Raw genomic sequence first — 26180 nt, forward strand, 5'->3', positions numbered from 1 at the left:
GCCGGGCCGGCCCGGCCGCTCCCGCCAAGGCGCGGACACCGGTGAAGGCGGGGCCCCGGGCCGGCGGTGGTACGCCGCCCGGGCGGGCCGGATACCGTCGAGGAGTGACCGACCAGCTTCGCCCCGACGACACCGCTCCCGCCGCCCCCGAACTCTTCACCTGGGAGTTCGCCGCCGACCCCTACCCCGCGTACGCCTGGCTGCGCGAGCACGCGCCGGTGCGCCGGACGCGGCTGCCCAGCGGGGTCGAGGCATGGCTGGTCACCCGGTACGCGGACGCCCGGCAGGCGCTGGCGGACCAGCGGCTGAGCAAGAACCCGGCCCATCACGACGAGCCCGAGCACGCCAAGGGCAAGACCGGCATCCCGGGCGAGCGCAAGGCCGAGCTGATGACGCACCTGCTGAACATCGACCCGCCGGACCACACCCGGCTGCGCCGGCTGGTCAGCAAGGCGTTCACGCCCCGCCGCGTCGCCGAGTTCGCCCCCCGGGTGCAGGAGCTGACCGACCGGCTCATCGACCGCTTCGCGCACGCCGGCAGCGCCGACCTCATCCACGAGTTCGCCTTCCCGCTCCCCATCTACGCCATCTGCGACCTGCTCGGCGTCCCGCGCGAGGACCAGGACGACTTCCGGGACTGGGCGGGCATGATGATCCGGCACGGCGGCGGGCCGCGGGGCGGGGTGGCGCGGTCGGTGAAGAAGATGCGCGGCTACCTCGCCGAGCTGATCCACAAGAAGCGCGAGGCGCTGCCCGCCGAGCCCGCGCCCGGCGAGGACCTGATCTCCGCCCTCATCCGCGCCTCCGACCACGGTGAGCACCTCACCGAGAACGAGGTCGCGGCGATGGCCTTCATCCTTCTCTTCGCCGGCTTCGAGACCACCGTCAACCTCATCGGCAACGGCACCTACGCCCTGCTCACCCACCCCGATCAGCGCGACCGCCTCCAGGGCGCCCTCGCCCGCGGCGACGACGAGCTGCTGGCGACCGGGGTGGAGGAACTGCTGCGCTACGACGGCCCGGTGGAACTGGCCACCTGGCGGTTCGCCACCGAACCCCTCACCATCGGCGGCCAGCGGATCGAGCCCGGCGACCCGGTGCTCGTCGTACTGGCCGCCGCCGACCGGGACCCGGAACGGTTCGCCGACCCGGACGTACTGGACCTCGGCCGCCGGGACAACCAGCACCTCGGCTACGGCCACGGCATCCACTACTGCCTCGGCGCCCCGCTCGCCCGGCTGGAGGGCCAGAGCGCGCTGGCCACCCTCTTCACCCGGCTGCCCGACCTGCGGCTGGCCGCCGACCCGGCCGACCTGCGCTGGCGCGGCGGGCTCATCATGCGCGGTCTGCGCACCCTGCCCGTGGAGTTCACGCCGCCGGGAGGCCGATGACGCGGACCGAAACGGAGGGGTCCGTTCCGTTCCGGGAGAAGGGTGTGTGACGGAGCGAAGGGTGAACGCCCCACGCTGTGATCTTCGCGTGATCCGCGCGGCATGAACTTGTGACAAGTGATCGAGTGCGGCTACGTTCACCCCTCAGCGTGGCGAACCGGCACCACCCGCCGCGCCGGCCCCCGCAGTCGCACGAAAGGCTTCCGCATGATCTCCGGGAACGGTCGTCACCGCCGCCCCCGTCAGGCTCCGGCCCTCCTCGTCGCGGCCGGCGTGACCGGCTCCGCCATCGCCATCCCGCTGCTCGGCGCCGCGAGCGCCCACGCGGCCGACGGCACCACCTGGGACAAGGTCGCCGGTTGCGAGAGCGGCGGCTCCTGGAGCGCCGACACCGGCAACGGCTACTACGGCGGCCTCCAGATATCCCAGGACGACTGGATCCACTACGGCGGCACCCAGTACGCCTCCAGCGCCGACCAGGCCAGCCGCTCGCAGCAGATCGCCGTGGCCGAGAAGATCCTCGCCGACAAGGGCACCCTGCCCTGGGCCACCTGCGCCCTGCTGTCCGGGCTGACCCCCAACTCCGGCTCGGTGGACGTCGATCCGGGCGTCGGCGGCAAGGGCCAGGACGAGGGCACGACCGACCCCTCCGGCCTGCCCGACGCGTCGACGCCCTCCGGCACCCCGGGCGGCGGCCAGGACGCCACCCCGAGCGGATCCGGCAAGGGTTCCGGCGGCGGCACCCACGACGGCACCGGCAGCGCCTCCTCCGCCGACCCGTCCACCGCCCCGTCCTCCGGCACCGGCACCGGCAAGCACACCGGCAAGCACGCGGCCCCGCACCCGGGCGCCTCCCACGGCTCCGGCGGCGCCGGCGATACCGGCGGCGGCCCCGCCCCGGACCCCACCGCCCCCTCGGCACCCGCGGGCACGGTCACGCCCGCCCCGACCACCGGCGACCCGGACAATTCCCGCCAGGACGTCGGCTCTTGGAACCTGGTCGACACCGGAGCCCTCGGCGGCGGACGGCACCGCGGCGGCACCGCGGACGAAAGCACGGCGACCGGACAGGACGGCACCGACTCCGGGCGGCACGCCTCCCGCGAACCGGACACGTACACCGTCCGCGACGGCGACTCGCTGAGCACCATCGCCGACTCCCTTGACGTGCACGGCGGATGGCACGCGCTCTACGCCGTGAACAAGAAGGTCGTGGGCGCCGACCCGAATCACATCACCGCCGGTCAGACCCTGAAAGTCGGTGACGAAACGGACGCCCGCTAGGGCGAGTTGACGCCCCACTTGATCGTCAAATGTCCGGTTTGGTGAAAGTGTGGGATGAGTCTCAGAAGCCCTGATCGTCTTTGAAATTCCGCGGATCACGTGGCTACGGTCGAGGCCGCTCGTCACCACGAGCCCCGGCGGCCGCAACGCCTAATCCTGCCAGCGGCTGCCCGGGAACAGTCGTCGCGTCAAGCGCCGCAGGCAGGAGCGGGGGACCCAAGGTAAGCGCCGGGCCCGGCAGTTGATGCCGGACCGGCTTGGGGTGAAGCCACGCCTCCCAGGGGAGGGGTGGCCGGGCAACTCAACCGGCCCGAACCCGACAGCTCACCTCGCAGGCGTCGGTGAGGGGATCGTTCCATGCTGTTTTCCGGCAAGGGCAAGCACCGTCGTCCGTCCAAGGCCGTTCGCGCCGTCACGCTCGCCGGTGTCACCGGTGCCGCCGTCGCCGCCCCGCTGATGGCGGCCGGCAACGCCTCCGCCGCCACCGCCTCCCAGTGGGACGCGGTCGCCCAGTGCGAGTCCGGCGGCAACTGGTCCATCAACACCGGCAACGGCTACTACGGCGGTCTGCAGTTCTCCGCCTCCACCTGGGCCGCGTACGGCGGCACCGCCTACGCCCCCACCGCCGACAAGGCCGGCAAGGCGCAGCAGATAGCCGTCGCCGAGAAGGTGCTGGCCGCGCAGGGCAAGGGCGCCTGGCCGGTCTGCGGCACGGGCCTGTCGGGCACCCCGTACAACGGCTCCGCGTCCGGCTCCGGCTCCTCCTCGTCGCACACGGGCACCTCCACCCGCTCCGGCGACGAGCAGGCCGCCACCCGCTCCACCCAGCGCACGGCCCCGTCCACCACGGGCAAGTCCACGGGCGGCTCCACCGGCTCCTCCGCGAGCGGCGCGGGCAAGACCGTCACCACCCCGACCGGCAAGAAGGTCAAGAAGGGCGACGGCGAGTACAAGGTCGTCACCGGTGACACCCTCAGCACCATCGCGGCGAAGCACCACGTGGCCGGCGGCTGGCACAAGCTGTTCGAGCTGAACAAGGACATCGTCGACAACGCCGACCTCATCTACCCGGGCCAGCAGCTGCACCTGAAGTGACCCCCGGCGGCTGACGGCCCCGCCCGGCGGGCCCGCCCCCAAGGGTCCGCCCCCGTCCCCACGGGCTCCCCGCCCCGGCGCGTTCTCCCCCGTACGCGCCGGGGCGGGGTCGTTCGTTTCCCCACTCTTCAACCGGGTCTCATCCGGCAACCCCTTTGTTCCGCGGGTGAACAATGGGTACCGTCTGCATGTCCCTCCCGTCCACGGGACGGTCGGTCGGTGGCCGACGACCCCTGGACGGTTAGGCTCTAGTCGCAAGGCACAGCCGTAAGGCAGACCGCCCCGCACTTCCAGCGTCACATCCAAGAAGGAGATGCTCGTGCCGTCCATCGACGTCGTCGTAGCCCGGGAAATCCTGGACTCCCGAGGCAACCCCACGGTCGAGGTCGAGGTCGGCCTCGACGACGGCAGCACCGGCCGTGCCGCCGTCCCGTCCGGCGCCTCCACCGGCGCCTTCGAGGCCATCGAGCTGCGCGACGGTGACCCCAACCGTTACCAGGGCAAGGGCGTCGAGAAGGCCGTCCTCGCCGTCATCGAGCAGATCGGCCCGGAGCTGGTCGGCTACGACGCCACCGAGCAGCGGCTGATCGACCAGGCCATGTTCGACCTGGACGCCACCGACAACAAGGGCTCGCTCGGCGCCAACGCCATCCTCGGCGTCTCCCTGGCCGTCGCGCACGCCGCCTCCGAGGCGTCCGACCTGCCGCTCTTCCGCTACCTGGGCGGCCCCAACGCGCACCTGCTGCCGGTGCCGATGATGAACATCCTGAACGGCGGCTCGCACGCCGACTCCAACGTGGACATCCAGGAGTTCATGATCGCCCCGATCGGCGCGGAGTCCTTCTCCGAGGCGCTGCGCTGGGGTGCCGAGGTCTACCACACCCTGAAGAAGGTCCTGAAGAACAAGGGCCTGGCCACCGGCCTCGGCGACGAGGGCGGCTTCGCGCCGAACCTGGGCTCCAACCGCGAGGCCCTGGACCTCATCCTGGAGGCCATCAAGGAGGCCGGCTACGCCCCCGGCGAGCAGATCGCCCTGGCGCTCGACGTCGCCGCCTCCGAGTTCTACAAGGACGGCAAGTACCTCTTCGAGGGCAAGGAGCGCTCCGCCGCCGAGATGACGGAGTACTACGAGGAGCTGGTGGCGGCCTACCCGCTGGTCTCCATCGAGGACCCGCTGTTCGAGGACGACTGGGCCGGCTGGAAGGTCATCACCGACAAGCTCGGCGACAAGGTCCAGCTGGTCGGCGACGACCTGTTCGTCACCAACCCCGAGCGCCTCGCCCGCGGCATCGAGGAGGGCACCGCCAACGCCCTGCTGGTCAAGGTCAACCAGATCGGCTCGCTGACCGAGACCCTGGACGCCGTCGAGCTGGCCCAGCGCAACGGCTTCAAGTGCATGATGTCGCACCGCTCCGGCGAGACCGAGGACGTCACCATCGCCGACCTGGCCGTCGCCACCAACTGCGGCCAGATCAAGACCGGCGCCCCGGCCCGCTCCGAGCGCGTCGCCAAGTACAACCAGCTGCTGCGCATCGAGGAGATCCTGGACGACGCCGCGGTGTACGCCGGCCGCAGCGCCTTCCCGCGCTTCAAGGGCTGATCCACCCGGCCGGTCCCGACCCGCTCCGGGCCGGGACTTGGCCAGTCGTACGTACGTCCCCGTACCCGGTCCCGTACCGTGTCCGGGGACGTACGCACGTGTGAAAGGGGAGGCGGAGAGCCGACATGGCCGTCAAGGACCGGGACCGTTTCTCCACCACGACCAGACTGCGGCTGCTGGGCGAGCAGACGGCGGCCCGGGTCTACCGCTCGCAGACCAAACGGCAGGCCCGCCGCTCGCGGCTGACCGGCCGGGCGGCGCTGCTCGCGCTGGTGCTGTGCTCGCTGGTCGTCGCCCTGGCCTACCCGATGCGGCAGTACGTCTCCCAGCGCGCCCAGATCTCCGATCTCCAGCGGCAGGAGACCGAGGCCCGGCAACGCGTCGAACAGCTGCGCGACCTCAAGGCCCGCTGGCAGGACGACGCCTACGCCGAGCAGCAGATCCGCAAGCGGCTGCACTATGTGAAGCCCGGCGAGACCGGGTACGTGGTCATCGATCCGGGCGCGGCCCGGCAGTCCCGCGCCGACCTGAGGGCCGCCCACCGGCCCTGGTACACCAACATCTGGGACGGGGTCGACAAGTCCGACGCCTCCGACCAGTGACCGGCCCCGTGCCGGTGACCCACAGAAAGCCAGTCTGAAAGCAGTCATGGAAACCCCTCCGCCGCCCACTCCGCGCACCGAGCCCACCGACGCGGACGTCGAGGCGTTCAAGCAGCAGCTGGGCCGACCCCCGCGGGGCCTGCGGGCCATCGCACACCGCTGCCCGTGCGGCCAGCCGGACGTCGTGGAGACGGCGCCCCGCCTGCCCGACGGCACGCCCTTCCCGACGCTGTACTACCTGACGTGCCCCAAGGCCGCCTCGGCCATCGGCACGCTGGAGGCGAACGGCGTGATGAAGGAGATGACCGAGCGCCTCCAGAGCGACCCGGAGCTGGCCGCCGCCTACCGGGCCGCGCACGAGGACTACATCCGGCGCCGGGACGAGATCGAGGTCCTGCGGGACTTCCCGAGCGCCGGCGGCATGCCGGACCGGGTGAAGTGCCTGCACGTCCTGGTCGCCCACTCGCTGGCCGCGGGCCCGGGCGTCAACCCGCTCGGCGACGAGGCGCTCGCGATGCTGCCCGAGTGGTGGCGCAAGGGCGCGTGCGTGACGTCCGAGCGGGAACCGAAGGGGGAAGCGCAGTGACCCGTGTCGCCGCCGTCGACTGCGGTACGAACTCCATCCGGCTGCTGGTCGCGGACGCGGACCCGGCGACGGGCGAACTGGTCGACCTGGACCGCCGGATGACGATCGTGCGGCTCGGCCAGGGCGTCGACCGCACGGGCCGGCTCGCCCCCGAGGCGCTGGAGCGGACCTTCGCCGCCTGCCGCGACTACGCGGAGATCATCAAGAAGCACGGCGCCGAGCGGCTGCGCTTCGTCGCCACCTCAGCCTCCCGCGACGCCGAGAACCGCGACGAGTTCGTGCGCGGGGTGCTGGACATCCTCGGCGTGGAGCCGGAGGTCATCACCGGCGACCAGGAGGCCGAGTTCTCCTTCACCGGCGCGACCAAGGAGCTGACCGGCCGCGAGGACCTCGCCCGGCCCTATCTGGTGGTGGACATCGGCGGCGGCTCCACCGAGTTCGTCGTCGGCGAGGACCAGGTGCGGGCCGCGCGCTCGGTGGACGTGGGCTGTGTGCGGATGACGGAACGGCACCTGGTGCACGGCGGCGAGGTCTCCGACCCGCCCACCGAGGAGCAGATCGCCGCGATAAGGGCCGACATCGAGGCCGCCCTGGACCTCGCGGAGCGGACGGTGCCGCTGCGCGAGGCGCGCACCCTGGTGGGCCTGGCCGGCTCGGTCACCACCGTCTCGGCGATCGCGCAGGACCTGCCCGAGTACGACTCCGCGCGCATCCACCACTCCCGCGTCTCCCTGGCCCGGGTCCGCGAGATCACCGACCGCCTCCTGCACTCCACCCACGCCGAACGCGCCACCATCCCGTCCATGCACCCGGGCCGCGTCGACGTCATCGGCGCGGGCTCCCTCGTCCTCCTGGCGATCATGGAGCGCATCGGTGCCCAGGAGGTCGTGGTGTCGGAGCACGACATCCTCGACGGCATCGGGTGGTCCTTGGCCTGACCGCCTCCCGGCCGCGGCACACGCCCCGCCCCTGGCGCTCGGGCGGTGGCGCAGGCCACTTTGTTACTGGTGGGTAGCGTCCGGCTGAGCAGGTCGGATAACGTTTGAGCGACTTCGAGGGGCCCTCGCGGGCCCCTCGTCGGCATCCCGGCGGAAACCTTCGTGAAGTTCTTCACAAGGAAATGGGTCCCGACCGGTGCCCGAAGGGGGCCGGTTGGCCCTTCCGGGGGGTCAAAACCCGTTTGAACATGTTCAGATGACGCGCGCAAAGATGGCCGGAAGGGGGTGTTCCAGAGGCCGTCCCGGAGTCTTCGCGATCATCTCGCGGACCCGGACGGGCAGCTCACACGGCCTTGACAACGGTACGAACCGCCGCGCGGTTCCCCCGGGTCCGCATGACCTGCGTCACGCGGGTCGCGGAGTTTAACACAGCCCCTCCAGAAGCTTGTGAAGGGGCGCACGAGCCACCCCCCTGGGGCGGGTGGATACTCGATGCCATGAGCACCACGGAGCGTCCCAGGATCCTCGTAGTAGGCGGTGGGTACGTAGGCCTGTACGCAGCTCGGCGCATCCTCAAGAAGATGCGCTACGGCGAGGCGACCGTCACGGTCGTCGACCCCCGGTCGTACATGACCTACCAGCCCTTCCTCCCCGAAGCCGCCGCCGGCAGCATCTCCCCTCGCCACGTCGTCGTCCCGCTGCGACGCGTGCTGCCGAAGGCGGAGATCCTCACCGGTCGGGTCACCACCATCGACCAGGACCGCAAGGTCGCCACGATCGCCCCGCTGGTGGGCGAGGCGTACGAGCTGCCGTTCGACTACCTGGTCATCGCCATGGGCGCGGTCTCCCGCACCTTCCCGATCCCCGGCCTCGCCGAGCAGGGCATCGGCATGAAGGGCATCGAGGAGTCCATCGGCCTGCGCAACCACGTCCTGGAGCAGCTGGACAAGGCCGACTCCACGACCGACGAGGAGATCCGCCGCAAGGCGCTCACCTTCGTCTTCATCGGCGGTGGCTTCGCGGGTGCGGAGACCATCGGCGAGGTCGAGGACATGGCCCGGGACGCCGCCAAGTACTACCGCAACGTCTCCCGCGAGGACATGCGGTTCATCCTCGTCGACGCCGCCGACAAGATCCTTCCCGAGGTCGGCCCCAAGCTCGGCCAGTACGGCAAGGAGCACCTGGAGAGCCGTGGCGTGGAGATCTACCTCTCCACCTCCATGGACTCCTGCGTCGACGGCCACGTGGTGCTGAAGAACGGCCTGGAGGTCGACTCCAACACCATCGTGTGGACGGCCGGCGTCAAGCCGAACCCGGCCCTCGCCCGCTTCGGTCTCCCGCTCGGCCCGCGCGGCCACGTGGACACCGCCGCCACCCTCCAGGTGCAGGGCACGGACTACATCTGGGCCGCCGGCGACAACGCCCAGGTCCCGGACCTCGTCGGCCGCAAGGCGGGCAACGAGAACGCCTGGTGCCCGCCGAACGCCCAGCACGCGCTGCGCCAGGCCAAGGTCCTCGGCGACAACGTGGTCTCCGGCATGCGGGGCTTCCCGCAGAAGGAGTACGAGCACGCCAACAAGGGTGCGGTCGCCGGTCTCGGCCTGCACAAGGGCGTGGCGATGATCGTCATGGGCAAGATGAAGATCAAGCTCAAGGGCCGCCTCGCCTGGTACATGCACCGCGGCTACCACGGTCTGGCCATGCCGACCTGGAACCGCAAGATCCGCATCTTCGCCGACTGGACGCTCGGCATGTTCCTCAAGCGCGAGGTCGTGTCCCTGGGCGCCATGGAGAACCCCCGCGAGGAGTTCTACGAGGCCGCCAAGCCCGCGCCGGTCGCCGCCGCGAAGACCGAGGCCAAGGCTTCCTGACCCGAGGCACTCGCCGGACCATCCGAAAGACCTCCCGCCATCCGTGGTGCGGGAGGTCTTTCGACGTTCCCGGGGGCCCATCTGGGTGGCCACTGCAACTTTTTGCCCACCCGTAACTCCATTGCGGGACTGTGCAAGACGACCGACGGTGTTTACGTGGTAACCGGCATCCGGGATCGTCGTCTTGGAGGTGTGCGTCATGGCCGACGCCGCGTCGCGGCTGAACAGTCTTGCCGAGCAGTTGCTGGGGGCTCCGCTCCCGGTACGGCTGCGGGCCTGGGACGGATCACAGGCCGGGCCGCCCGGCGCTCCCACGCTCGTCGTGCGCAACCGGCGCGCCCTGCGCCGCATCCTGTTCAAGCCGGGCGAGTTGGGCCTGGCCCGCGCCTGGGTAGCCGGTGACCTCGACATCGAGGGCGACCTGTACACGGCGCTGGACAGCATGGCCGCGCTGATCTGGGAGCGCGGGGAGGACGGCCGCACCCTCCTCCAGGCCGCGCGCGACCCCGCCGTCCGCGCCGCCGCCCGCGAGCTGGTCAAGCTCGCCGGCCCGCCGATCCCGCCCGCGCCGCCGCGCGAGGAGGTCCGCAGACACCGCCATCTGCACACCCGCGGCAGCGACAAACGCGCCATCAGCCACCACTACGACGTCGGCAACGACTTCTACGAGCTGGTCCTCGGCCCCTCGATGGTGTACTCCTGCGCCTACTGGGAGTCCTTCGGGAAGGACGCCACCCTGGAGGACGCCCAGCGCGACAAGCTCGAACTGGTCTGCCGGAAGCTCGGTCTGAAGGAGGGCCAGCGGCTGCTGGACGTCGGCTGCGGCTGGGGCTCCATGGCCCTGCACGCGGCCCGGGAGCACGGGGTGAGCGTCGTCGGGGTCACCCTCTCCCAGGAGCAGGCCGCGTACGCCCGCAAGCGCGTCGCCGACGAGGGACTGACCGACCGGGTGGAGATCAGGGTCCAGGACTACCGGGACGTCACCGACGGCCCCTTCGACGCGATCTCCTCCATCGGCATGGCCGAGCACGTCGGCGCCGAACGCTACCTGGAGTACGCCCGTCGGCTGTACGACCTGCTCACGCCCGGCGGCCGGCTGCTCAACCACCAGATCGCCCGCCGCCCGCAGCGCGACGAATCCGCCTACAACGTGGACGAGTTCATCGACGCCTACGTCTTCCCGGACGGTGAACTCGCCCCCATCGGCACCACGGTCACCCAGCTGGAGCGCGCCGGGTTCGAGGTGCGCGACGTCCACGCCCTGCGCGAGCACTACGCCCGCACGCTGCGCCAGTGGGTGGCCAACCTGGAGGCCGGCTGGGACCGCGCCGTGCGCCTGACCAGCCCTGGCCGGGCCCGGGTCTGGCGGCTCTACATGGCCGCTTCGGCGCTCGCCTTCGAACACAACCGCATCGGCGTCAACCAGGTCCTCGCGGTCCGCACCCCGGAGTCGGGCGCCTCCGGGCTCCCGCCGCGCACCCGCACCTGGCAGGGCTGAACCGCCCGGCACGACGAAGGGGCCCCGCGTGAGCGGGGCCCCTTTTCCGGTGTCGTACGGCCTCCCGGTTACTCGGCCTTGATGGCCGCCAGCACGTTCAGCCGGGCCGCGCGGCGGGCCGGCCACAGCGCGGCCAGCACGCCGACCACGCCCGCGAGCACCAGGAAGACCACCAGCCGGCCCCAGGGCAGGACCAGTTCGTACGTCGGCATCTTGGTGCCCACCAGCTGACCGGCCGCCCAGCCGAAGAACACGCCCAGCCCGATGCCGAGCACGCCGCCGAAGAGGGAGATCACCAGGGACTCCAGGCGGACCATCCGCTTGATGCCCCTGCGGTCCAGGCCGATCGCGCGGAGCATGCCGATCTCCTGGGAGCGCTCGAACACCGACATCGCCAGGGTGTTGACGACGCCGAGCACCGCGACGATCACCGCCATGCCGAGCAGGCCGTAGACCATGTTCAGCATCAGGGTGAAGACCTGCGCGATGTCGTCGGACAGGTCCTTCTTGTCCTGGATCTTGATCGCCGGGTTGGTGCCCAGGGCCTTCGCCAGCCGGTCCTTGGTCGCGGTGGACGCGCCGTCGGCCGTCTTGACCATGACCTGCATGTCGGCGGGGTGGCTCAGGTGCGGGGTGAGCACCGCGTCGTCGAGCATGATGCCGCGGATCATGTCGTTGCCGTCGTAGATCCCGGCGACGGTCAGGGGCTGCGCCTTGCCGTCCTCGAAGTGGGCGGTCAGCCGCGAACCGGGCGTCCAGCCGTACTCCTTGGCCCGCTCCTTGTCCACGACGATCCGCGTGCCGCTCACCGTGAAGCTGCCCTGGTCCACCTTCAGGTCCGTCAGCTTCGCGATGGACGCGCCGTCGACACCGGTCAGGAACTCGGTCTTGCCGTCGATGCGGGACTCGGCGTTGCGCAGCGGGCTGCTGGCGGTCACCCCGTCGGTGGCGGCGAGCTTCTTCGCCACGCCGGGGGAGAGCGGGGATCCGTTGGCCATCGAGACGACGTAGTCGGCGCGGATCGCCGAGGCGGCCATCTTGTCGATCGCGTGCTGGAGGCTGCCCGCCATCACCGTCATGCCGGTGATCAGGGTCAGGCCGATCATCAGCGCCGAGGCGGTGGCCGCCGTACGGCGCGGGTTGCGCACCGAGTTCTGGCGGGCCAGCTTGCCCGCGATGCCGAACGCGCGCATCAGCGGGGCGGCGGCCGCGATCAGCGGACGTGACAGCAGCGGCGTCAGCACGAACACACCGATGATCAGCAGTACGGCGCCGAGCCCCATCGGGGCCTGGCCGGAGTCGCCGTCCATCGTGGTGGCGGCGAGGATCACCGTCACACCGGCCGCCGTGAACAGCGCGCCGATCGTGTTGCGCAGCACCAGCGACTTGGTGGTCGCCTTGGCGTGCACGCTGTTCATCGCCGCGACCGGCGGGATCTTCGCGGCCCGGCGGGCGGGCAGCCAGGCGGCCAGCATGGTGATGACGACGCCGACCACGAGGGCGGCGGCCACCGTACCGGGGCTGATCACCAGCGGTCCGTCGGGCATGTTCCCGCCGAAGGAGCCGACCAGGGCGCGCAGGCCCGCGCCGATCCCGATGCCGGCGAGCAGACCGGCCGTGCCGGCGACCGCGCCGACCACGAACGCCTCGATCAGCACCGAGCGGGTGACCTGGCGGCGGGAGGCGCCGACGGCGCGCAGCAGGGCCAGTTCCTTGGTGCGCTGGGCGACCAGCATGGTGAAGGTGTTGGCGATGATGAAGGTGCCGACGAACAGGGCGATGCCCGCGAACACCAGCAGGCCCGTCTTCATGCTGCTCATGCTGTCGGCGATCATCTTCGCCTGGTCGTCGGCGAGCTTCCTGCCGGTGGTGGTCTCCACCTGGTGGGCGGGCAGCGCGCGGTCCAGCTGGGCCTTGAGTGCCGTCTGGCCGGTGCCGGGCTTCGCCTTGACGTCGATCTCGTCGTAGGTGCCGTGCTTGCCGAACAGCGCCTGCGCCGTGGGCGTGTCGAACAGCGCGAGGCTGCCGCCCGCGGTCACGTTGCCGTCGTCGGTGGTGAAGATGCCGGCGACGGTCGGGGTGAGCACGGGCCCGTCGACCGAGAGCCGCACGGTGTCGCCGACCTTGTAGCCGGCCCGCTCGGCGGACTTGGAGTCGAGGAGCACCTCGTTCCTGCCGTGCGGGGCGTGCCCGGCGACCAGCGGGTAGCGGGCGTCCTCGGCCCCCCAGTAGTTCCCGCCGCGGGACTGCCAGTCGCCGCCGACGAGCTTGCCGTGCTTGTCGGCGACGGCGGTGAAGCCGCCGACGACGCCGGTGGCGGAGGCGGCGCCGGGGACCTTGCCGGCCGTGTCGAGCATGGCCTGGGTGAGGTCCGGCAGCTTGCCGACCTTGTCGCCCTCGGAGTCCTGGTACTTGGGCCGTACGGCGACGTCGACCTGGTCGAAGCCCTTGGCGGAGCTGTTCTGGAAGGCGTCGGAGACGGTGTTGGTGAAGACGAGGGTCCCGGAGACGAAGGCCACGCCGAGCATGACGGCGAGCACCGTCATCAGCAGCCGGGCCTTGTGCGCGAGGACGTTGCGCAGGGCGGTGCGGAACATCAGCTGGTACGGCCCTTCGCGTCGAACTGCTTCATGGTGTCGAGCACGGACTCGGCGGTCGGGCCGTACATCTCGTCCACGATCCGCCCGTCGGCGAGGAAGATCACGCGGTCCGCGTAGGCCGCGGCCACAGGGTCGTGGGTCACCATGACCACCGTCTGGCCCAGCTCGCGCACGGAGTTGCGCAGGAAGCCGAGGACCTCGGCGCCGGAGCGCGAGTCCAGGTTGCCGGTCGGTTCGTCACCGAAGATGATCTCCGGCTTGGAGGCGAGGGCGCGGGCCACGGCGACGCGCTGCTGCTGGCCGCCGGACAGCTGGGAGGGCCGGTGGCCGAGCCGCCCGGACAGCCCCACCATCTGGATGACCTGGTCCAGCCACGCCTTGTCGGGCTTGCGGCCCGCGATGTCCATCGGCAGCGTGATGTTCTCCAGCGCGGTCAGCGTCGGCAGCAGGTTGAAGGCCTGGAAGATGAAGCCGATCTTGTCCCGGCGCAACTTGGTGAGCTGCTTGTCCTTGAGCGCGCCCAGCTCGGTCTCGCCGATCCGCACGGAACCGGAGGAGAAGGTGTCCAGGCCGGCCACGCAGTGCATCAGCGTGGACTTGCCGGAGCCGGACGGGCCCATGATCGCGGTGAACTCGGCCTGCCCGAAGTCGACGGAGACCTTGTCCAGGGCGACCACCCGGGTCTCACCCTGCCCGTAGATCTTCGACAGCTCCGTGGCGCGTGCGGCCACGGCGGTGGCCGTGCGTGCGGTGGGTGTGGTGGTCACGGGACGGTGCTCCTCGGGACGACGTGTTCATGGGGACCGCTCCATCGTCCCGTCCCGCGGGGCCCGGGTAGTCAGCCGCTGTTCCGGTTCCCGGGGGCGACTCGGGGCGGACCACGGGGGTGCCGTGTCATACCTGGGGAGGACCCCCGACCCTGAGCCGCCGGGGCCGCAGCCCTCCCGTCCGCCGTGACCGGGCGGTCTCCAGAACAGGTGGGGCGCCCTTCTTCGGGCGGTGAAATTCCGTCATTTCACATACAGGTGCACGTGCGCCACGTCACGCTACAGGCAGGTGCGGACGACCGGTTCCGTGGTCTGATGCACCCTCAGACGTCAATAAAATAAGACAACATCGGCCCGCCACTCCGCTGTCCGGGGGATGCGTCCCGATAGGCTCGGACCTCGAAGCGGAGCCCATGGCCTGCCCGGATGGTGGAATGCAGACACGGCGAGCTTAAACCTCGCTGCCCCTTCGCGGGCGTGCCGGTTCAAGTCCGGCTCCGGGCACCACTCACTTCTCGCGCTCGGCCGGTGACAGGTTCGTCAGGGAAGACGATCACCCATGGCCGGGGCGCCCTCCTCCGCGTAGCGTGTGGACCGACACGGCAGGGGAAAGATCCTCCTCAGGTAGCATGATCGATCCTTTGCCAATCCATTACGCTTGAGCCAAGGCTGCGCACGGCAGCCATGGAGGAGTGAGATGAGGAGCAGCAACCCGGTCTTCTCGCGACGGGGGTTCAGCCGCGACAACGGCTACGCCGGCTTCAACACCGCAGCGCAGGCCGGGTACGCAGGGGCCAACCCGTACGCGCAGAACCCCTACGCGCAGAACCCCTACGCGCAGAACCCGTACGCGCAGGACCCGTACACGCCGGCCGGTCACGCGCCGTCCGACGCCGAGTACGGCGCCCCGCCGCAGGCCCCGGCCGGCACCGGCCGGATGACGATGGACGACGTCGTCGTCCGCTCGGCCATGACGCTCGGCACCGTCGTGGTGGGTGCCGTCCTCGCCTGGGCGCTGCTGCCGGTCTCGCCCACGAGCTACGGCCTGGCCGTCGGCTCCGCGCTGATCGCGTTCGTCCTGGCGATGGTCCAGAACTTCAAGCGCACCCCGGCGCCCGCGCTGATCCTCGGCTACGCGGCCTTCGAGGGCATCTTCCTCGGCGTCATCAGCGAGATGTACAACAGCCGCTGGCAGGGCGCCCCCTTCCAGGCGGTGCTCGGCACCATGGCGGTCTCCGGCGCCACCCTGCTCGTCTACAAGGCGGGCTGGATCCGGGTCACGGCCCGTTACGCCCGCATCGGCCTCGCCATCGCGATGGCCTTCCTGGTCGTCATGGCGGTCAACCTGCTGCTGGTCGTGTTCGGCGTCGCCGAGGACGGCGGCCTGCGCAGCTTCGGCCCGATCGGCGCGGTCGTCGGCATCATCGCGATCCTGCTCGGCGCGTTCTTCCTGACGCTCGACTTCAAGCAGATCCAGGACGGCATCGCCTACGGCGCCCCGCGCAACGAGTCCTGGCTCGCGGCGTTCGGTCTCACCGTCACCCTGGTCTGGATCTACCTGGAGATGCTGCGGCTGGTGGCGATCTTCACCAACAACGACTAGCGCGCACCGCGCTGGTGAGAGGGGCCCCGGGCGCACGCCCGGGGCCCTTTGCCGTCGGCGGACGCCTCAGCGCAGCTTGCGGGCCGCCCGGCGCAGGTCGTACTCGTGCACGATGGCCTTCGCGTGGCCGTAGGCCAGGTCGTACTCCTGGCGGAGCCAGCCGACCTTCTCCTCGAAGCGGACCAGGGCGGGGCCTTCCTCGACGGTGCGCAGCCAGTCGGAGACCTCACGGCCGGTGCAGTGCGGGATGCGGGCGAGCAGGTTGCGATGGGTCTCCTCGGAGAACGGTTGGGACATCGGCACCTCCGAAAGCAAAGGGGCTGTGAGCCGGTCCTTCACTGCACCGTGCCCGAGCGTTCGCCTCTTGGCAACAGTGCGGCGCGTTACGCTCGGCGCGTGGTTGATACGACGCCCCTGAACCAAGCCGTGGATCACTTCGCCGACCGGTTGCGCGCGGCACCGCAGAGCAGGCTCCAGCGCGGCGCCGCCGCGGAGGCGCTGGCGCTGGCCAGGGAACTGGCCCGGCGGGCCCAGGCCGTCGAGGAACCGGGGAGCGAGCCCCGGGAGATGCCGGACGCGGGGATGTTCGCGGCGGCCGATCAGATCCTGGTCGCGGCCCACGACTTGGCGCTGGTGCTGAAGAGTGACGACGAGGTCGGCGAGGCAGTCCGGCTGGTGGAGGAGGCGCGGGGCCGGGCGGGGGTCTGAGCCGGGGGCCGGGGCCCCGCCCCGCGGACCCGCAGCGGTCTACAGGGACGCGATGACGCGGTCCGCCAGGATGTAGATCGTCTCCGCGCCGCAGGCGAAGGTGAGGGTGTAGGCGCCGGAGATGCCCGATCCGCCGAGCAGACAGGGGGCGTCGCCCGCCTCCACGGCCCGCGCCAGCCGTTCGGCCGTCTCGCGGTGGCCGGGGGTCATGCACAGCGTGGTGCCGTCGGCGAAGACGTAGACGTCGAGGGTGCCCAGCGGTCCGGGGCGGACGTCGGACAGCTCGATCCGCTCGGCGGCCAGCTGCTCCAGCGTGGCGGCCGTGCGCTCGTGGTCGGCCGCGGCCGACCGCTCCGGGACGAAGTCCGGGTGCGAGGGGTGCCGGCGGCGGGCCGCGGCCAGCTCGGGGGACTCCCCGGCGAACTCGTCGGTGTCCGCGGTCGGCTCCGCCACCGGCTCCAGGCCGGCGAAGTCGGACTCCCGGGGCAGGAACGGCTCGTGGTCGGGCAGGCCGAGCACCGAGGGCGCGTCGGAGGCGTCGCGGGCCTCCTGCGCGGCCCAGAAAGCACGCGCCTCGGCGAGTTCCCGCTCCCGCTCCTCGGCGAGCGCCTCGGCCACGGCCGCGCGTATCCGGTCGGTGTCGGCGTGGCTGCGGGCGTGCGGCAGCAGCGCGTGCATGGCGGCTGACTGGTTCTCCGCGAGCTGGGCCTGCAACTGCGTGAGCTGCCTGCGCAGCTTCAGCACGGTGCGCAGGACGGCGACGCCCACGGCGCCCGTGGCGGCCGTGGTGAGCAGCAGGGCGATGGGCATGGCGCTCACTGACGTACTCCCAGGTTCAAAGTCGACCCCCGACTTCCTACATCAGCTTGAAGGGCGGACTATCCAGCTGTCAGTGCGTAACGTCACGAAACGGACAGTTCTTTGGGTCCGCGGGCGCGTCGGACGGTGTGCCGGTCCGTGCTGACCTGCGCCGATGCCCGGGGCGGGGGAGATAGGTCACATCCTGGGGGAGATTGGATCACAGAAAGGCCCAGAACCCGGCGGTTTCCGGGGTTCTGGGCCGATCCCTGACATGAAGTGCCCGATTCGCTACGGACGGTTGGCCGCGCGGGCGGCGCCGGTCAGCTGAGGCGCTCGATGACCATGGCCATGCCCTGGCCGCCGCCGACGCACATCGTCTCCAGGCCGAACTGCTTGTCGTGCCACTGGAGGGAGTTGATCAGCGTGCCGGTGATCCGGGCGCCGGTCATGCCGAAGGGGTGGCCGACGGCGATGGCGCCGCCGTTGACGTTCAGCTTGTCGAGGTCGATGCCGAGCTCCCGGTAGGAGGGGATGACCTGGGCGGCGAACGCCTCGTTGATCTCGACCAGGTCGATGTCGTCCACGGTCAGTCCGGCCCGGCGCAGCGCCTGCTTGCTGGCCTCGACCGGGCCGAGGCCCATGATCTCGGGGGAGAGCGCGGAGACGCCGGTGGAGACGATCCGGGCGAGCGGGGTCAGGCCCAGCTCGCGGGCCTTGGTGTCGCTCATGATCACGAGGGCGGCGGCGCCGTCGTTGAGCGGGCAGCAGTTGCCGGCGGTGACCAGGCCGTCGGGGCGGAAGACCGGCTTCAGCCCGGCGACGCCCTCCATGGTGACGCCGGCGCGCGGGCCGTCGTCCTTGCTGACGACGGTGCCGTCGGGGAGCGTCACCGGGGTGATCTCGCGCTCCCAGAAGCCGTCCTTGATGGCCTGCTCGGCGAGGTTCTGCGAGCGGACGCCGAACTCGTCCATCTCCTGGCGGGTGATGCCCTTCCAGCGCGCCAGGTTCTCGGCGGTCTGGCCCATCGCGATGTAGGCGTCGGGGATCAGCCCGTCCTCGCGCGGGTCGTGCCAGGTGGTGCCCTCCTGCTGGGCGACCGCGGCGGTGCGGGCCTCGGCCTCGGCGAACAGCGGGTTGTGCGTGTCCGGCAGGCCGTCGGAGCTGCCCTTGGCGAAGCGGGAGACCGTCTCGACACCGGCCGAGATGAAGACGTCGCCCTCGCCGGCCTTGATGGCGTGCAGGGCCATCCGGGAGGTCTGCAGGGAGGAGGAGCAGTAGCGGGTGATGGTGCAGCCGGGCAGGTGGTCCATGCCCATCTGCACGGCGACGATGCGGCCGAGGTTGTGGCCCTGCTCGCCGCCGGGCAGACCGCAGCCGAGCATCAGGTCGTCGATGTCCCTCGGGTCCAGCTCGGGAATCTTCGCGAGGGCGGCCTGGATGATCGTGGCGGTGAGGTCGTCGGGGCGCAGGTCCTTGAGGGACCCCTTGCCGGCGCGGCCGATGGGGGAGCGGGCGGTCGAGACGATGACGGCTTCGGGCATCACGGCTCCAGTGAGCGGGATTTCGGGCAGGACCGGTTTGGAAGTTACCCGCACGTATGAACCAGGTCACCGGGGTTGCGGTGTGACACTGGCCGCAGTTTTCTAAGCGCTTGCTTGGTCGGGTCGGCCGCTCGGGTGTCCCCGGCCCTTCCAGTGCAGCACGGCCGCGCGGACTCCGGTAGGCCGGTCAGGCCGACGGGGTCACCGGTTCGGCCTCCGGGACGCGGCGGCGGCGCCGTCGCTTGAGGAGCGCCCAGGGTCCGCGCGGGCCCGTCGGCATCGCCGCCGTGACCTCCGTGCCGGCCTCGGACGCCGCCTCCGCCGCGGCCCGGGCCACCGGCAGGAAGCCCTCACGGCGCATCACGTCCGGCCGCTCCTCCTCGGCCGGCCACAGGCCCAGCGCCGCGCACACCGTGGGCAGGACCGCCATCGCCGCCGTGGCGTAGCCCTCGGCCGAGGGATGGAAGTTGTCCGGTCCGAACAGCTCCCGCGGGTTCGCCGCGAACTCGGGCCCCAGCAGATCACCCAGGGACACGGTGCGTCCCCCCTGCTCCACCACCCCGATCGTCTGCGCCGCCGCCAGCTGCCGGGACGCCCGCCGGGCCAGCCAGCGCAGCGGCTGCTGCACCGGCTCGATCGTGCCGAGGTCGGGGCAGGTGCCGACCACCACCTCCGCACCGGCGGTGCGCAGCCGCCGCACCGCCGCCGACAGGTATCGCACCGACCGCGTGAACGGCATCCGGTGCGTCACGTCGTTGGCGCCGATCATGATCACGCAGACGTCCGGCGCGGGCCGTGGCGAGGACAGCACCAGGGCCACCTGCCGGTCCAGATCGTCGGACTGGGCACCCGGCAGCGCGACGTTCCACAGCTCCACCGGGTGTTCCGCCACCGCCGCGAGCCCCGAGGCCAGCAGCGCGCCCGGCGTCTGGCCCGCCCGGTGCACGCCCTGCCCGGCGGCCGTGGAGTCGCCGAGCATCACCAGCCGCAGCGGCGGCTCACCGCCGGTGTCGTAGGAGTGGCCGTACACCCCGTCCGCCACCGGCACCCGTCCGCTGCTGCCGTTGCCCACATGGCGCCGGGCCAGCCGTACCTCCGCGAGGACCAGTCCGACGGCCGCCGCCCCCACCAGTCCGGCCCCGCCCCCGCCGTACGCCGCTCCGGCCGCGATCCGCCGGGCCGCCCGCGCCCTCGACATGCTTGTCATGCGCTGCCGCCACCTCCTCCTAGCCCTCCACCCACTCCTTGCCCCGTACAGGGCGTGCGCCAATCTCGACGGTGAGTGAAGGACCGCGCGAGCCGGGCGCCTGGCCTTAGGCTGGCGGCACCACTAGGACCACACTTTTTGCAGCGACCGGAGACAACGGTGCGATTCCACGACTCGATGATCAGCCTCGTCGGCGACACCCCGCTGGTGAAGCTCAACAACGTGACCAAGGGCATCCAGGCGACCGTCCTGGCCAAGGTGGAGTACTTCAACCCGGGCGGTTCCGTGAAGGACCGCATCGCCCTGCGCATGATCGAGGCCGCCGAGGAGAGCGGGGAGCTCAAGCCGGGCGGCACCATCGTGGAGCCGACCAGCGGCAACACCGGGGTGGGCCTGGCCATCGTGGCCCAGCAGAAGGGCTACAAGTGCATCTTCGTGTGCCCCGACAAGGTGAGCACCGACAAGATCAACGTGCTGCGTGCCTACGGCGCCGAGGTCGTCGTCTGCCCGACCGCGGTCGACCCCGAGCACCCGGACTCGTACTACAACGTCTCCGACCGGCTGGTGCGCGAGACCCCGGGCGCCTGGAAGCCCGACCAGTACTCCAACCCGAACAACCCGCTGTCGCACTACCACTCCACCGGTCCGGAGCTGTGGGACCAGACCGAGGGCAAGATCACCCACTTCGTGGCGGGCGTCGGCACCGGCGGCACCATCTCCGGCACCGGCCGCTACCTGAAGGACGCCAGCCAGGGCAAGGTGAAGGTGATCGGCGCCGACCCCGAGGGCTCGGTGTACTCGGGCGGCTCGGGGCGCCCGTACCTGATCGAGGGCGTCGGTGAGGACTTCTGGCCGACCGCCTACGACCGCACCGTCGCCGACGAGATCGTGGCCGTCTCCGACAAGGACGCCTTCCAGATGACCCGCCGCCTCGCCAAGGAGGAGGGCCTGCTGGTGGGCGGCTCCTGCGGCATGGCCGTGGTCGCCGCGCTGCGGGTCGCCGAGCGGCTCGGCCCGGACGACGTGGTCGTGGTGCTGCTGCCGGACAGCGGCCGCGGCTACCTCTCGAAGATCTTCAACGACGAGTGGATGGCCGACTACGGCTTCCTGGAGGACGAGGGTCCGAGCGCCCGCGTCGCCGACGTGCTGAACGACAAGGCGGGCGCCACCATCCCCTCCCTCGTGCACATGCACCCGGAGGAGACCGTCGGCCAGGCCATCGAGGTGCTGCGCGAGTACGGCGTCTCCCAGATGCCCGTCGTCAAGCCGGGCGCCGGTCACCCGGACGTGATGGCCGCCGAGGTCGTCGGCTCGGTCGTGGAGCGCGAGCTGCTCGACGCCCTGTTCTCCAAGCGCGCCTCCCTGGAGGACCCGCTGGAGAAGCACATGTCGGCCCCGCTGCCGCAGGTCGGCTCCGGTGAGCCGGTCGGCGACCTGATGCAGGTGCTGGGCGCGGCGGACGCGGCGATCGTCCTGGTCGAGGGCAAGCCGACCGGTGTGGTCAGCCGCCAGGACCTGCTGGCGTTCCTGGCCAAGGGCGGCGGCAAGTAGTCCGAACCCCACGGGCCCCCTTCCGGGTGGGAGGGGGCCCGTTGTGTTACGCCCAAGCACGAGGCGCCCGTCGGCCGAACACCCGAGGACATCGAGTGCTGCGTGAACAGGCCCAATCCCCTGGGTGCGGGCCGCACCGTCGTCGAGGGACACCCCGGGCGGTGCGACCGGCAGTGCGTCGCCCCGTGGCGAACTTCGGGTGACCACGGCCGTTCCGGCCGCCGCGGAACTGGTACGAGGGCGTCATGTGTACGCAGCACCCGCTTAACACGCGTACGGCACATTGGTGGGTGTCGGCAGGACGGAAGGACATCTCCCGGGCCTCGCACCCCGGGTGAGCTCCCCGTACCGGCCGGCGCGCGAACGGCGTCAGGACCTCCGGAGCGGCTCCCGGACCTCCATGGACGCCCTTGGACGCAGCCTGGCCTGACCCGGCCCGCGTCCCTCGCGGGGACCGCCGTCGTCCCGCCCCCCGGTAACGGGGGTGCGGCGGTCCCCGCGCCACTCCTCCCGCGGTGCGTGGACCGGTCGGCTCAGTCGTCCGTGCCGGAGCGACCGCGTCCCCGGAGCAGCTCCGGGTTGAGCCGTACCGCCTGCGCCGCGTTGACGCCGACGATGCCTATCCAGGTGACGACCATCCCGGCGAGTCCCGCCAGGGCGGCGCCGATCGCGGACAGCGGGATGGCCAGGACCAGGGTGAGCAGGGCGAAGCCGTAGCGTTCGCCCCAGGAGTCGGCGGCCGTCCTGGGCCGCCGGTCGCCGCGCGCGGCCGCCATCTGCTGCTCGGCCAGCTGCCGCCGCACCCGTCGGTCCACCGCGCCGTCCAGCCGCTGCTCGACCTTCTCCAGGAAGGACTCGACCAGGGCGGAGTCGTAGTCGTCGCCCAGGTCCCTGCGGGCCCGGACGGTGGCGTCGAGGTCCTTCCGCAGCTCGGCGTCGCTGCGGAGATCGGCGTCCTGCGGGTCACGTGCGCTCATGGCCCCACCCTAGGGAGCCGCAAGGCCCCGGCGCACTGGGGAAAGCCCCCCTGTCGGGGTGGTGGGGACCACCCCGGGAACCCTTAGGGCAACAGGGACACCAGCCCCGAAGCGGCGTCGAGGCGGGCGGCCGCCACGTGGGCGGCGGCGAAGGCGGGATCGGCGCGGATCGCGTCCCGCACCCAGGCCGTGTGGGCGCGCAGGGTGTGCTCGGCCCAGTCGCCGGGCCGGCCCCGGGTGCGGCGGGCAGCCGGGGCGATCTCGTCCACCAGCAGTTCCAGATGGCCCGGCACCGGGGCCCCGGTGCGCAGCCGCTCCAGCGTGGCGGCCACGGCGGCACAGCGGTCGTGCCCGAGCACCAGCACGAGCGGGACGCCCAGCTCCTGCACGCCGTACTGGACGGCGCCGAGCACGGCCTCGTCCAGCACCTGCCCGGCCGTACGGCTGACCAGCAGCGCACCGAGCGGCTGGTCGAAGACCAGCTCCGGCGGGACGGGGGCGTCCACACAGCCGACGACCACCGCGCGCGGACCGCGCCCGGCCGGGCGGCCCCGGCGGCGCGGACAGCCGTCCGCGTAGCGGGCGTTGCCGGCGAGGAGTTCGTCCAGCACGGCGGCGGCGGTGTGCGGCGGCGGCGCGCCCGTGCGGGACGGCACGGACAGCGCGGGGCAGGGGGGACGGGGAGCGGGCGCGGCCGGCGTCCGTAAGGTCCGGTGGGGGGTGGCCATGACGCTTCCTCGGTGTCGTGCCAGTAGTGCTCACCGTAGGCGCCCGAACCATCACTCTGGGTGGCGATTTAACGACGCTTGGGTGTTTCCTCGCCGGGCCGTCGCCGCCCCGATACCGTCTCTTGAACGGCCTCGCAGGCGGGCTCCGGTACGCCCCGCACCCCGCCGCGGCGGACCGCCGCGACGTACTCGGAGATGGCGTCCCGGCTGCGGACCAGGCACTCGATGCGCCGGCTCATCCGGTCCAGCTCGCGCTCCAGCGTTGCCATCGTCTCGGGGGTCGCGTCCGTGACGTGGATCGCCCGGGGCTGCTTCAGACAGGGCAGGATCTGCTTGATGACGCGGGTCGGCAGCCCGGAGTCGAGCAGCCCCCGGATCTGCAGCACCCGGTCCACGCTGTGCTCGGGATAGTCCCGGTAGCCGTTGGCCGAGCGGTCCGGCACGAGCAGTCCCTGCTCCTCGTAGTAGCGCAGCATCCGGCGTGGTGTGCCGGTGCGTTCGGCCAGTTCCCCGATGCGCATGAGACGCCTCCCCGAGCCGACTTGACCCTCACATAAATGTGAGGGTTCAACGCTACAGGCATGACGACCTCCCAGGCATCACCACGCACCGGCGCGCCCACCGCGCGGTCCGCCGCACTGCCCGTCTCCCCGCTGCTGGCCCTGTGCACGGCCGCCTTCCTGAGCATCCTCACCGAGGCCCTGCCCGCCGGCGTGCTGCCGGAGATGGCCCGCGACCTCTCCGTCGGCGAGGCCGCGGCGGGCCAGACGCTGACGGTCTACGCGATCGCCACGGGCCTGTCGGCGATCCCCGTCTCCCTGGCCACGGCGGGCTGGCGCCGCAAGCGGCTGATGCTGCTCGCGGTCCTGACGTTCGCCGTCGCCAACGCCGTCACCGCGCTGTCCGCGGACTACCTGCTGACCATGGCCGTCCGGCTGGCCGCCGGGGTCGCCGCGGCCGTGGTGTGGGCCGAACTCGTCGGCTACGCGCGTCGGCTGGCGCCGCCGCGGCTGGCGGGCCGGGCCATCGCGATCACCATGGCCGGCGTCCCGCTCGCCCTCTCTCTGGGCATCCCGATCGGCACCTTCCTGGGCGGACTGCTGGGCTGGCGGCCCACCTTCGGTCTGGTGGCCGTGGTCTCGCTGCTGCTGCTCGGCTGGATCGCCCGCGCGGTGCCGGACTTCCCCGGGCGGCGGCCCGGCGAGCGGCCGCCGGTGCGCGGGGCGCTCAGGCTCCCGGGCGTGGTCCCGGTGCTGTTCGTGGTGGCCGCGTACGTGTTGGCGCACAACATCCTCTACACCTACATCGCCGCTTTCCTGGACCGGCACGGCATGGGGGGCTCCCGGGACCTCGTCCTGCTGGTCTTCGGCATCGCCTCGGTGGTGAGCATCCTCGTCACCGGCGCCCTGGTCGACCGTCGGCTGCGCGGCCTGACCATCGCCAGCGCCGCCCTGTTCCTGGTGGCGGCCGGCCTGCTGGCGGTGCTCGCCGGAAGCGCCGTGGCGGTCTACGGCTCCATGGTGCTGTGGGGCCTGGGGTGGGGTGGCCTGTCCACCCTGCTCCAGACCGCGGTCACCGACGCGGGCGGCGACCGGGGCCAGGCCCTGCTGGTCACCACCTGGAACTCGGCCATGGCCGCGGGCGGCGCGGCCGGCGGCCTCCTGCTGCGGGCCTTCGGCGCCGGGTCCTTCCCGTGGACGGTGCTGATCCTGCTTGCCCCCGTGCTCGCCGTCGTTCTCGCCGCCCGCGCGCACGGCTTCCCGGCGGGGCGGCCGGGGGTGGATTGAGGGGCAGGGGAGAGCGCGGGCCCCGGGCCGCGTTGTATAAAGGTATACAACGCAACCTTTTCTGAATATCAGCCCGTGTTCGGCACGGCCTCGGCGCTGTACTCTCCCGGGGCGTCGAGGACATCCGAGGGGGAGTACATGATGAGCGTGACCGACAGCCCGGCCAACCGGTTGCAGGCGCTCTTCGAGGGCCACCGGCTCACGCCGACCCAGCGCCGCATCGCGCACAGCATGGTGCGGCGCGCCGCCGACGTGCCCTTCCTGTCCAGCGTGGAGCTGGCCGAACTGGCCGGGGTCAGCCAGCCGTCGGTGACGCGGTTCGCGGTGGCCCTCGGGTTCGACGGGTATCCCGCGCTGCGCAAGCACCTGCGCGAGGTGGTGCCCGCCGAGCCCGCCCCCGAGAACGGCGTGCACAACGAGTACCAGCTGGCCGTCGAGGCCGAGATCGAGAACCTGCGGCACCTCGCCGAACTGCTCGCCGACCCGCGCCCGGTGCGGGAGGCCGGCCGCGTCCTCGCCGCCTCCCGCCCGCTGCCGGTGCTCGGGCTGCGCGCCGCCGCCTCCCAGGCGTACGGGTTCGCCTACTTCGCCGCCAAGGTCCACCCGGACGTCCGGCTGCTGGAGGAGGGCGGCACGATGATCCAGGACCGCATCGACGCCGCCGTCCGCGCCGGCGCCAGCGCGCTGCTGTGCTTCGCGCTGCCCCGGCACCCGCGCGAGGTGGTCGACACCCTCGCCTACGCCCAGGAGGTCGGCCTGACCGTCGTCACGGTCGCCGACTCCGCGTTCGCGCCCGTCGCCAAGCACTCCGACCTGCTGCTGCCCGCCGCCGTCGGCACCGGGCTGGCCTTCGACACCGCGTGCGCGCCGATGCTGCTGGGCCGGGTGCTGCTGGAGGCGGTCTGCGACCATCTGCCGGACGCGCAGGCCCGCCTGGAGGAGTTCGACGCCAAGGCCGCCGCGCGGGGGCTCTTCGTGGAGTGACCCAGCCGCCGGGGCGGCACGCGGCCGCGTCCTCTCAGCTCCGTCTCACGTTCGCGCGCTA

23 protein-coding genes, 1 tRNA gene and 1 riboswitch are annotated in these 26180 nt (G+C 71.8%); of the genes, 15 read left to right on the forward strand and 9 right to left on the reverse strand.

The window, feature by feature from the left end:
* Window positions 1-104: 104 nt before the first annotated feature.
* From HZZ00_RS02805 to HZZ00_RS02845, 9 genes are all read left to right on the forward strand, one after another.
* Entirely contained in the window at window positions 105-1391 is a 1287-nt protein-coding gene (locus HZZ00_RS02805) for a cytochrome P450 (protein WP_180330723.1), read from the forward strand.
* A 207-nt stretch (window positions 1392-1598) separates the two neighbouring features.
* The gene (locus tag HZZ00_RS02810) at window positions 1599-2675 is read left to right on the forward strand and encodes a transglycosylase family protein (protein ID WP_180330724.1); all 1077 of its coding nucleotides are present in this window, start codon (window positions 1599-1601) and stop codon (window positions 2673-2675) included.
* 183 nt (window positions 2676-2858) lie between these two features.
* Window positions 2859-3028: riboswitch (cyclic di-AMP (ydaO/yuaA leader) on the forward strand.
* Between the two features lie 4 nt (window positions 3029-3032).
* On the forward strand, window positions 3033-3770 hold the full coding sequence (locus HZZ00_RS02815; RefSeq protein ID WP_180330725.1) for a transglycosylase family protein: 738 nt from the start codon (window positions 3033-3035) through the stop codon (window positions 3768-3770).
* Window positions 3771-4089: 319 nt separating this feature from the next.
* The gene (eno, locus tag HZZ00_RS02820) at window positions 4090-5370 is read left to right on the forward strand and encodes a phosphopyruvate hydratase (protein ID WP_177329902.1); all 1281 of its coding nucleotides are present in this window, start codon (window positions 4090-4092) and stop codon (window positions 5368-5370) included.
* 125 nt (window positions 5371-5495) lie between these two features.
* Entirely contained in the window at window positions 5496-5972 is a 477-nt protein-coding gene (locus tag HZZ00_RS02825; RefSeq protein WP_070023674.1) for a septum formation initiator family protein, read from the forward strand.
* 46 nt (window positions 5973-6018) lie between these two features.
* Window positions 6019-6558, forward strand: a complete 540-nt coding sequence (locus HZZ00_RS02830; protein WP_180330726.1) for a DUF501 domain-containing protein — start codon at window positions 6019-6021, stop codon at window positions 6556-6558.
* Window positions 6555-7496 carry a Ppx/GppA phosphatase family protein gene (locus HZZ00_RS02835; RefSeq protein WP_180330727.1) on the forward strand — a complete coding sequence of 314 codons (942 nt, stop codon included), beginning with the start codon at window positions 6555-6557 and terminating at the stop codon, window positions 7494-7496. Before HZZ00_RS02830 ends, HZZ00_RS02835 begins: the two co-directional genes overlap by 4 nt.
* A gap of 497 nt (window positions 7497-7993) precedes the next feature.
* Window positions 7994-9367 carry an NAD(P)/FAD-dependent oxidoreductase gene (locus HZZ00_RS02840; RefSeq protein WP_071828484.1) on the forward strand — a complete coding sequence of 458 codons (1374 nt, stop codon included), beginning with the start codon at window positions 7994-7996 and terminating at the stop codon, window positions 9365-9367.
* A gap of 199 nt (window positions 9368-9566) precedes the next feature.
* A complete protein-coding gene (locus HZZ00_RS02845; RefSeq protein WP_180330728.1) occupies window positions 9567-10865 on the forward strand; it encodes a cyclopropane-fatty-acyl-phospholipid synthase family protein in 1299 nt (432 codons plus the stop codon).
* A gap of 68 nt (window positions 10866-10933) precedes the next feature.
* Here the strand turns inward: HZZ00_RS02845 and HZZ00_RS02850 are convergent, their stop codons facing one another.
* Both HZZ00_RS02850 and HZZ00_RS02855 read right to left on the reverse strand, forming a co-directional pair.
* Complete coding sequence (locus tag HZZ00_RS02850; RefSeq protein ID WP_180330729.1) at window positions 10934-13462, reverse strand: ABC transporter permease; 2529 nt, start codon at window positions 13460-13462, stop codon at window positions 10934-10936.
* Window positions 13462-14232, reverse strand: coding sequence for an ABC transporter ATP-binding protein (locus tag HZZ00_RS02855; protein WP_180330730.1), 771 nt, complete (start codon window positions 14230-14232; stop codon window positions 13462-13464). The genes HZZ00_RS02850 and HZZ00_RS02855 overlap by 1 nt, the downstream gene beginning before the upstream one ends.
* A 420-nt stretch (window positions 14233-14652) precedes the next feature.
* Between HZZ00_RS02855 and HZZ00_RS02860 the strand changes: the two genes are divergently transcribed.
* Both HZZ00_RS02860 and HZZ00_RS02865 read left to right on the forward strand, forming a co-directional pair.
* Window positions 14653-14739, forward strand: a tRNA-Leu gene (locus HZZ00_RS02860).
* A gap of 190 nt (window positions 14740-14929) precedes the next feature.
* Window positions 14930-15835: a Bax inhibitor-1/YccA family protein gene (locus HZZ00_RS02865; RefSeq protein WP_180330731.1), complete on the forward strand. Its 906-nt coding sequence runs from the start codon at window positions 14930-14932 to the stop codon at window positions 15833-15835.
* Window positions 15836-15901: 66 nt separating this feature from the next.
* Here HZZ00_RS02865 and HZZ00_RS02870 read toward each other — a convergent pair whose 3' ends face one another.
* The gene (locus tag HZZ00_RS02870; protein WP_180330732.1) at window positions 15902-16132 is read right to left on the reverse strand and encodes a DUF4287 domain-containing protein; all 231 of its coding nucleotides are present in this window, start codon (window positions 16130-16132) and stop codon (window positions 15902-15904) included.
* Between the two features lie 99 nt (window positions 16133-16231).
* On the opposite strand from HZZ00_RS02870, the gene HZZ00_RS02875 reads away from it, so the two are divergent.
* Complete coding sequence (locus tag HZZ00_RS02875; protein WP_244174868.1) at window positions 16232-16543, forward strand: hypothetical protein; 312 nt, start codon at window positions 16232-16234, stop codon at window positions 16541-16543.
* Between the two features lie 39 nt (window positions 16544-16582).
* Here the strand turns inward: HZZ00_RS02875 and HZZ00_RS02880 are convergent, their stop codons facing one another.
* From HZZ00_RS02880 to HZZ00_RS02890, 3 genes are all read right to left on the reverse strand, one after another.
* On the reverse strand, window positions 16583-17362 hold the full coding sequence (locus HZZ00_RS02880; RefSeq protein WP_070023656.1) for a hypothetical protein: 780 nt from the start codon (window positions 17360-17362) through the stop codon (window positions 16583-16585).
* A gap of 302 nt (window positions 17363-17664) precedes the next feature.
* Window positions 17665-18885, reverse strand: a complete 1221-nt coding sequence (locus tag HZZ00_RS02885; RefSeq protein WP_070023654.1) for an acetyl-CoA C-acetyltransferase — start codon at window positions 18883-18885, stop codon at window positions 17665-17667.
* Window positions 18886-19072: 187 nt separating this feature from the next.
* Complete coding sequence (locus tag HZZ00_RS02890) at window positions 19073-20092, reverse strand: SGNH/GDSL hydrolase family protein (protein ID WP_180330733.1); 1020 nt, start codon at window positions 20090-20092, stop codon at window positions 19073-19075.
* 159 nt (window positions 20093-20251) lie between these two features.
* Between HZZ00_RS02890 and HZZ00_RS02895 the strand changes: the two genes are divergently transcribed.
* Window positions 20252-21643 carry a cystathionine beta-synthase gene (locus tag HZZ00_RS02895; protein ID WP_180330734.1) on the forward strand — a complete coding sequence of 464 codons (1392 nt, stop codon included), beginning with the start codon at window positions 20252-20254 and terminating at the stop codon, window positions 21641-21643.
* A 533-nt stretch (window positions 21644-22176) separates the two neighbouring features.
* On the opposite strand, the gene HZZ00_RS02900 is transcribed toward HZZ00_RS02895, so the two are convergent.
* From HZZ00_RS02900 to HZZ00_RS02910, 3 genes are all read right to left on the reverse strand, one after another.
* Window positions 22177-22620 (reverse strand): hypothetical protein, encoded by a 444-nt coding sequence (locus HZZ00_RS02900; protein WP_180330735.1) that lies wholly within the window; start codon window positions 22618-22620, stop codon window positions 22177-22179.
* 83 nt (window positions 22621-22703) lie between these two features.
* The gene (locus HZZ00_RS02905) at window positions 22704-23276 is read right to left on the reverse strand and encodes a carbonic anhydrase (RefSeq protein WP_257585635.1); all 573 of its coding nucleotides are present in this window, start codon (window positions 23274-23276) and stop codon (window positions 22704-22706) included.
* A gap of 140 nt (window positions 23277-23416) precedes the next feature.
* Window positions 23417-23869, reverse strand: a complete 453-nt coding sequence (locus HZZ00_RS02910) for a MerR family transcriptional regulator (RefSeq protein WP_180330737.1) — start codon at window positions 23867-23869, stop codon at window positions 23417-23419.
* 60 nt (window positions 23870-23929) lie between these two features.
* Here HZZ00_RS02910 and HZZ00_RS02915 point away from each other — a divergent pair, with 60 nt between their 5' ends.
* Window positions 23930-25135, forward strand: a complete 1206-nt coding sequence (locus HZZ00_RS02915) for an MFS transporter (protein ID WP_180330738.1) — start codon at window positions 23930-23932, stop codon at window positions 25133-25135.
* Window positions 25136-25273: 138 nt separating this feature from the next.
* Window positions 25274-26119 carry a MurR/RpiR family transcriptional regulator gene (locus HZZ00_RS02920; protein ID WP_180330739.1) on the forward strand — a complete coding sequence of 282 codons (846 nt, stop codon included), beginning with the start codon at window positions 25274-25276 and terminating at the stop codon, window positions 26117-26119.
* Window positions 26120-26180: the final 61 nt, after the last annotated feature.

It is taken from the genome of Streptomyces sp. NEAU-sy36, assembly GCF_013423905.1.
GTDB classification, from domain to species: Bacteria; Actinomycetota; Actinomycetes; order Streptomycetales; family Streptomycetaceae; genus Streptomyces; species Streptomyces misionensis.

Bases quoted from the DNA above. Each gene is read 5' to 3' on its own strand.
- HZZ00_RS02910 (WP_180330737.1), bottom strand. From the start codon at position 23,869: ATGCGCATCGGGGAACTGGCCGAACGCACCGGCACACCACGCCGGATG.
- HZZ00_RS02815 (WP_180330725.1), top strand. From the start codon at position 3,033: ATGCTGTTTTCCGGCAAGGGCAAGCACCGTCGTCCGTCCAAGGCCGTT.
- HZZ00_RS02865 (WP_180330731.1), top strand. From the start codon at position 14,930: ATGAGGAGCAGCAACCCGGTCTTCTCGCGACGGGGGTTCAGCCGCGAC.
- HZZ00_RS02810 (WP_180330724.1), top strand. From the start codon at position 1,599: ATGATCTCCGGGAACGGTCGTCACCGCCGCCCCCGTCAGGCTCCGGCC.
- HZZ00_RS02850 (WP_180330729.1), bottom strand. From the start codon at position 13,462: ATGTTCCGCACCGCCCTGCGCAACGTCCTCGCGCACAAGGCCCGGCTG.
- HZZ00_RS02890 (WP_180330733.1), bottom strand. From the start codon at position 20,092: ATGACAAGCATGTCGAGGGCGCGGGCGGCCCGGCGGATCGCGGCCGGA.
- HZZ00_RS02840 (WP_071828484.1), top strand. From the start codon at position 7,994: ATGAGCACCACGGAGCGTCCCAGGATCCTCGTAGTAGGCGGTGGGTAC.
- HZZ00_RS02920 (WP_180330739.1), top strand. From the start codon at position 25,274: ATGATGAGCGTGACCGACAGCCCGGCCAACCGGTTGCAGGCGCTCTTC.
- HZZ00_RS02830 (WP_180330726.1), top strand. From the start codon at position 6,019: ATGGAAACCCCTCCGCCGCCCACTCCGCGCACCGAGCCCACCGACGCG.
- HZZ00_RS02900 (WP_180330735.1), bottom strand. From the start codon at position 22,620: ATGAGCGCACGTGACCCGCAGGACGCCGATCTCCGCAGCGACGCCGAG.
- HZZ00_RS02915 (WP_180330738.1), top strand. From the start codon at position 23,930: ATGACGACCTCCCAGGCATCACCACGCACCGGCGCGCCCACCGCGCGG.
- HZZ00_RS02870 (WP_180330732.1), bottom strand. From the start codon at position 16,132: ATGTCCCAACCGTTCTCCGAGGAGACCCATCGCAACCTGCTCGCCCGC.
- HZZ00_RS02825 (WP_070023674.1), top strand. From the start codon at position 5,496: ATGGCCGTCAAGGACCGGGACCGTTTCTCCACCACGACCAGACTGCGG.
- HZZ00_RS02845 (WP_180330728.1), top strand. From the start codon at position 9,567: ATGGCCGACGCCGCGTCGCGGCTGAACAGTCTTGCCGAGCAGTTGCTG.
- HZZ00_RS02885 (WP_070023654.1), bottom strand. From the start codon at position 18,885: ATGCCCGAAGCCGTCATCGTCTCGACCGCCCGCTCCCCCATCGGCCGC.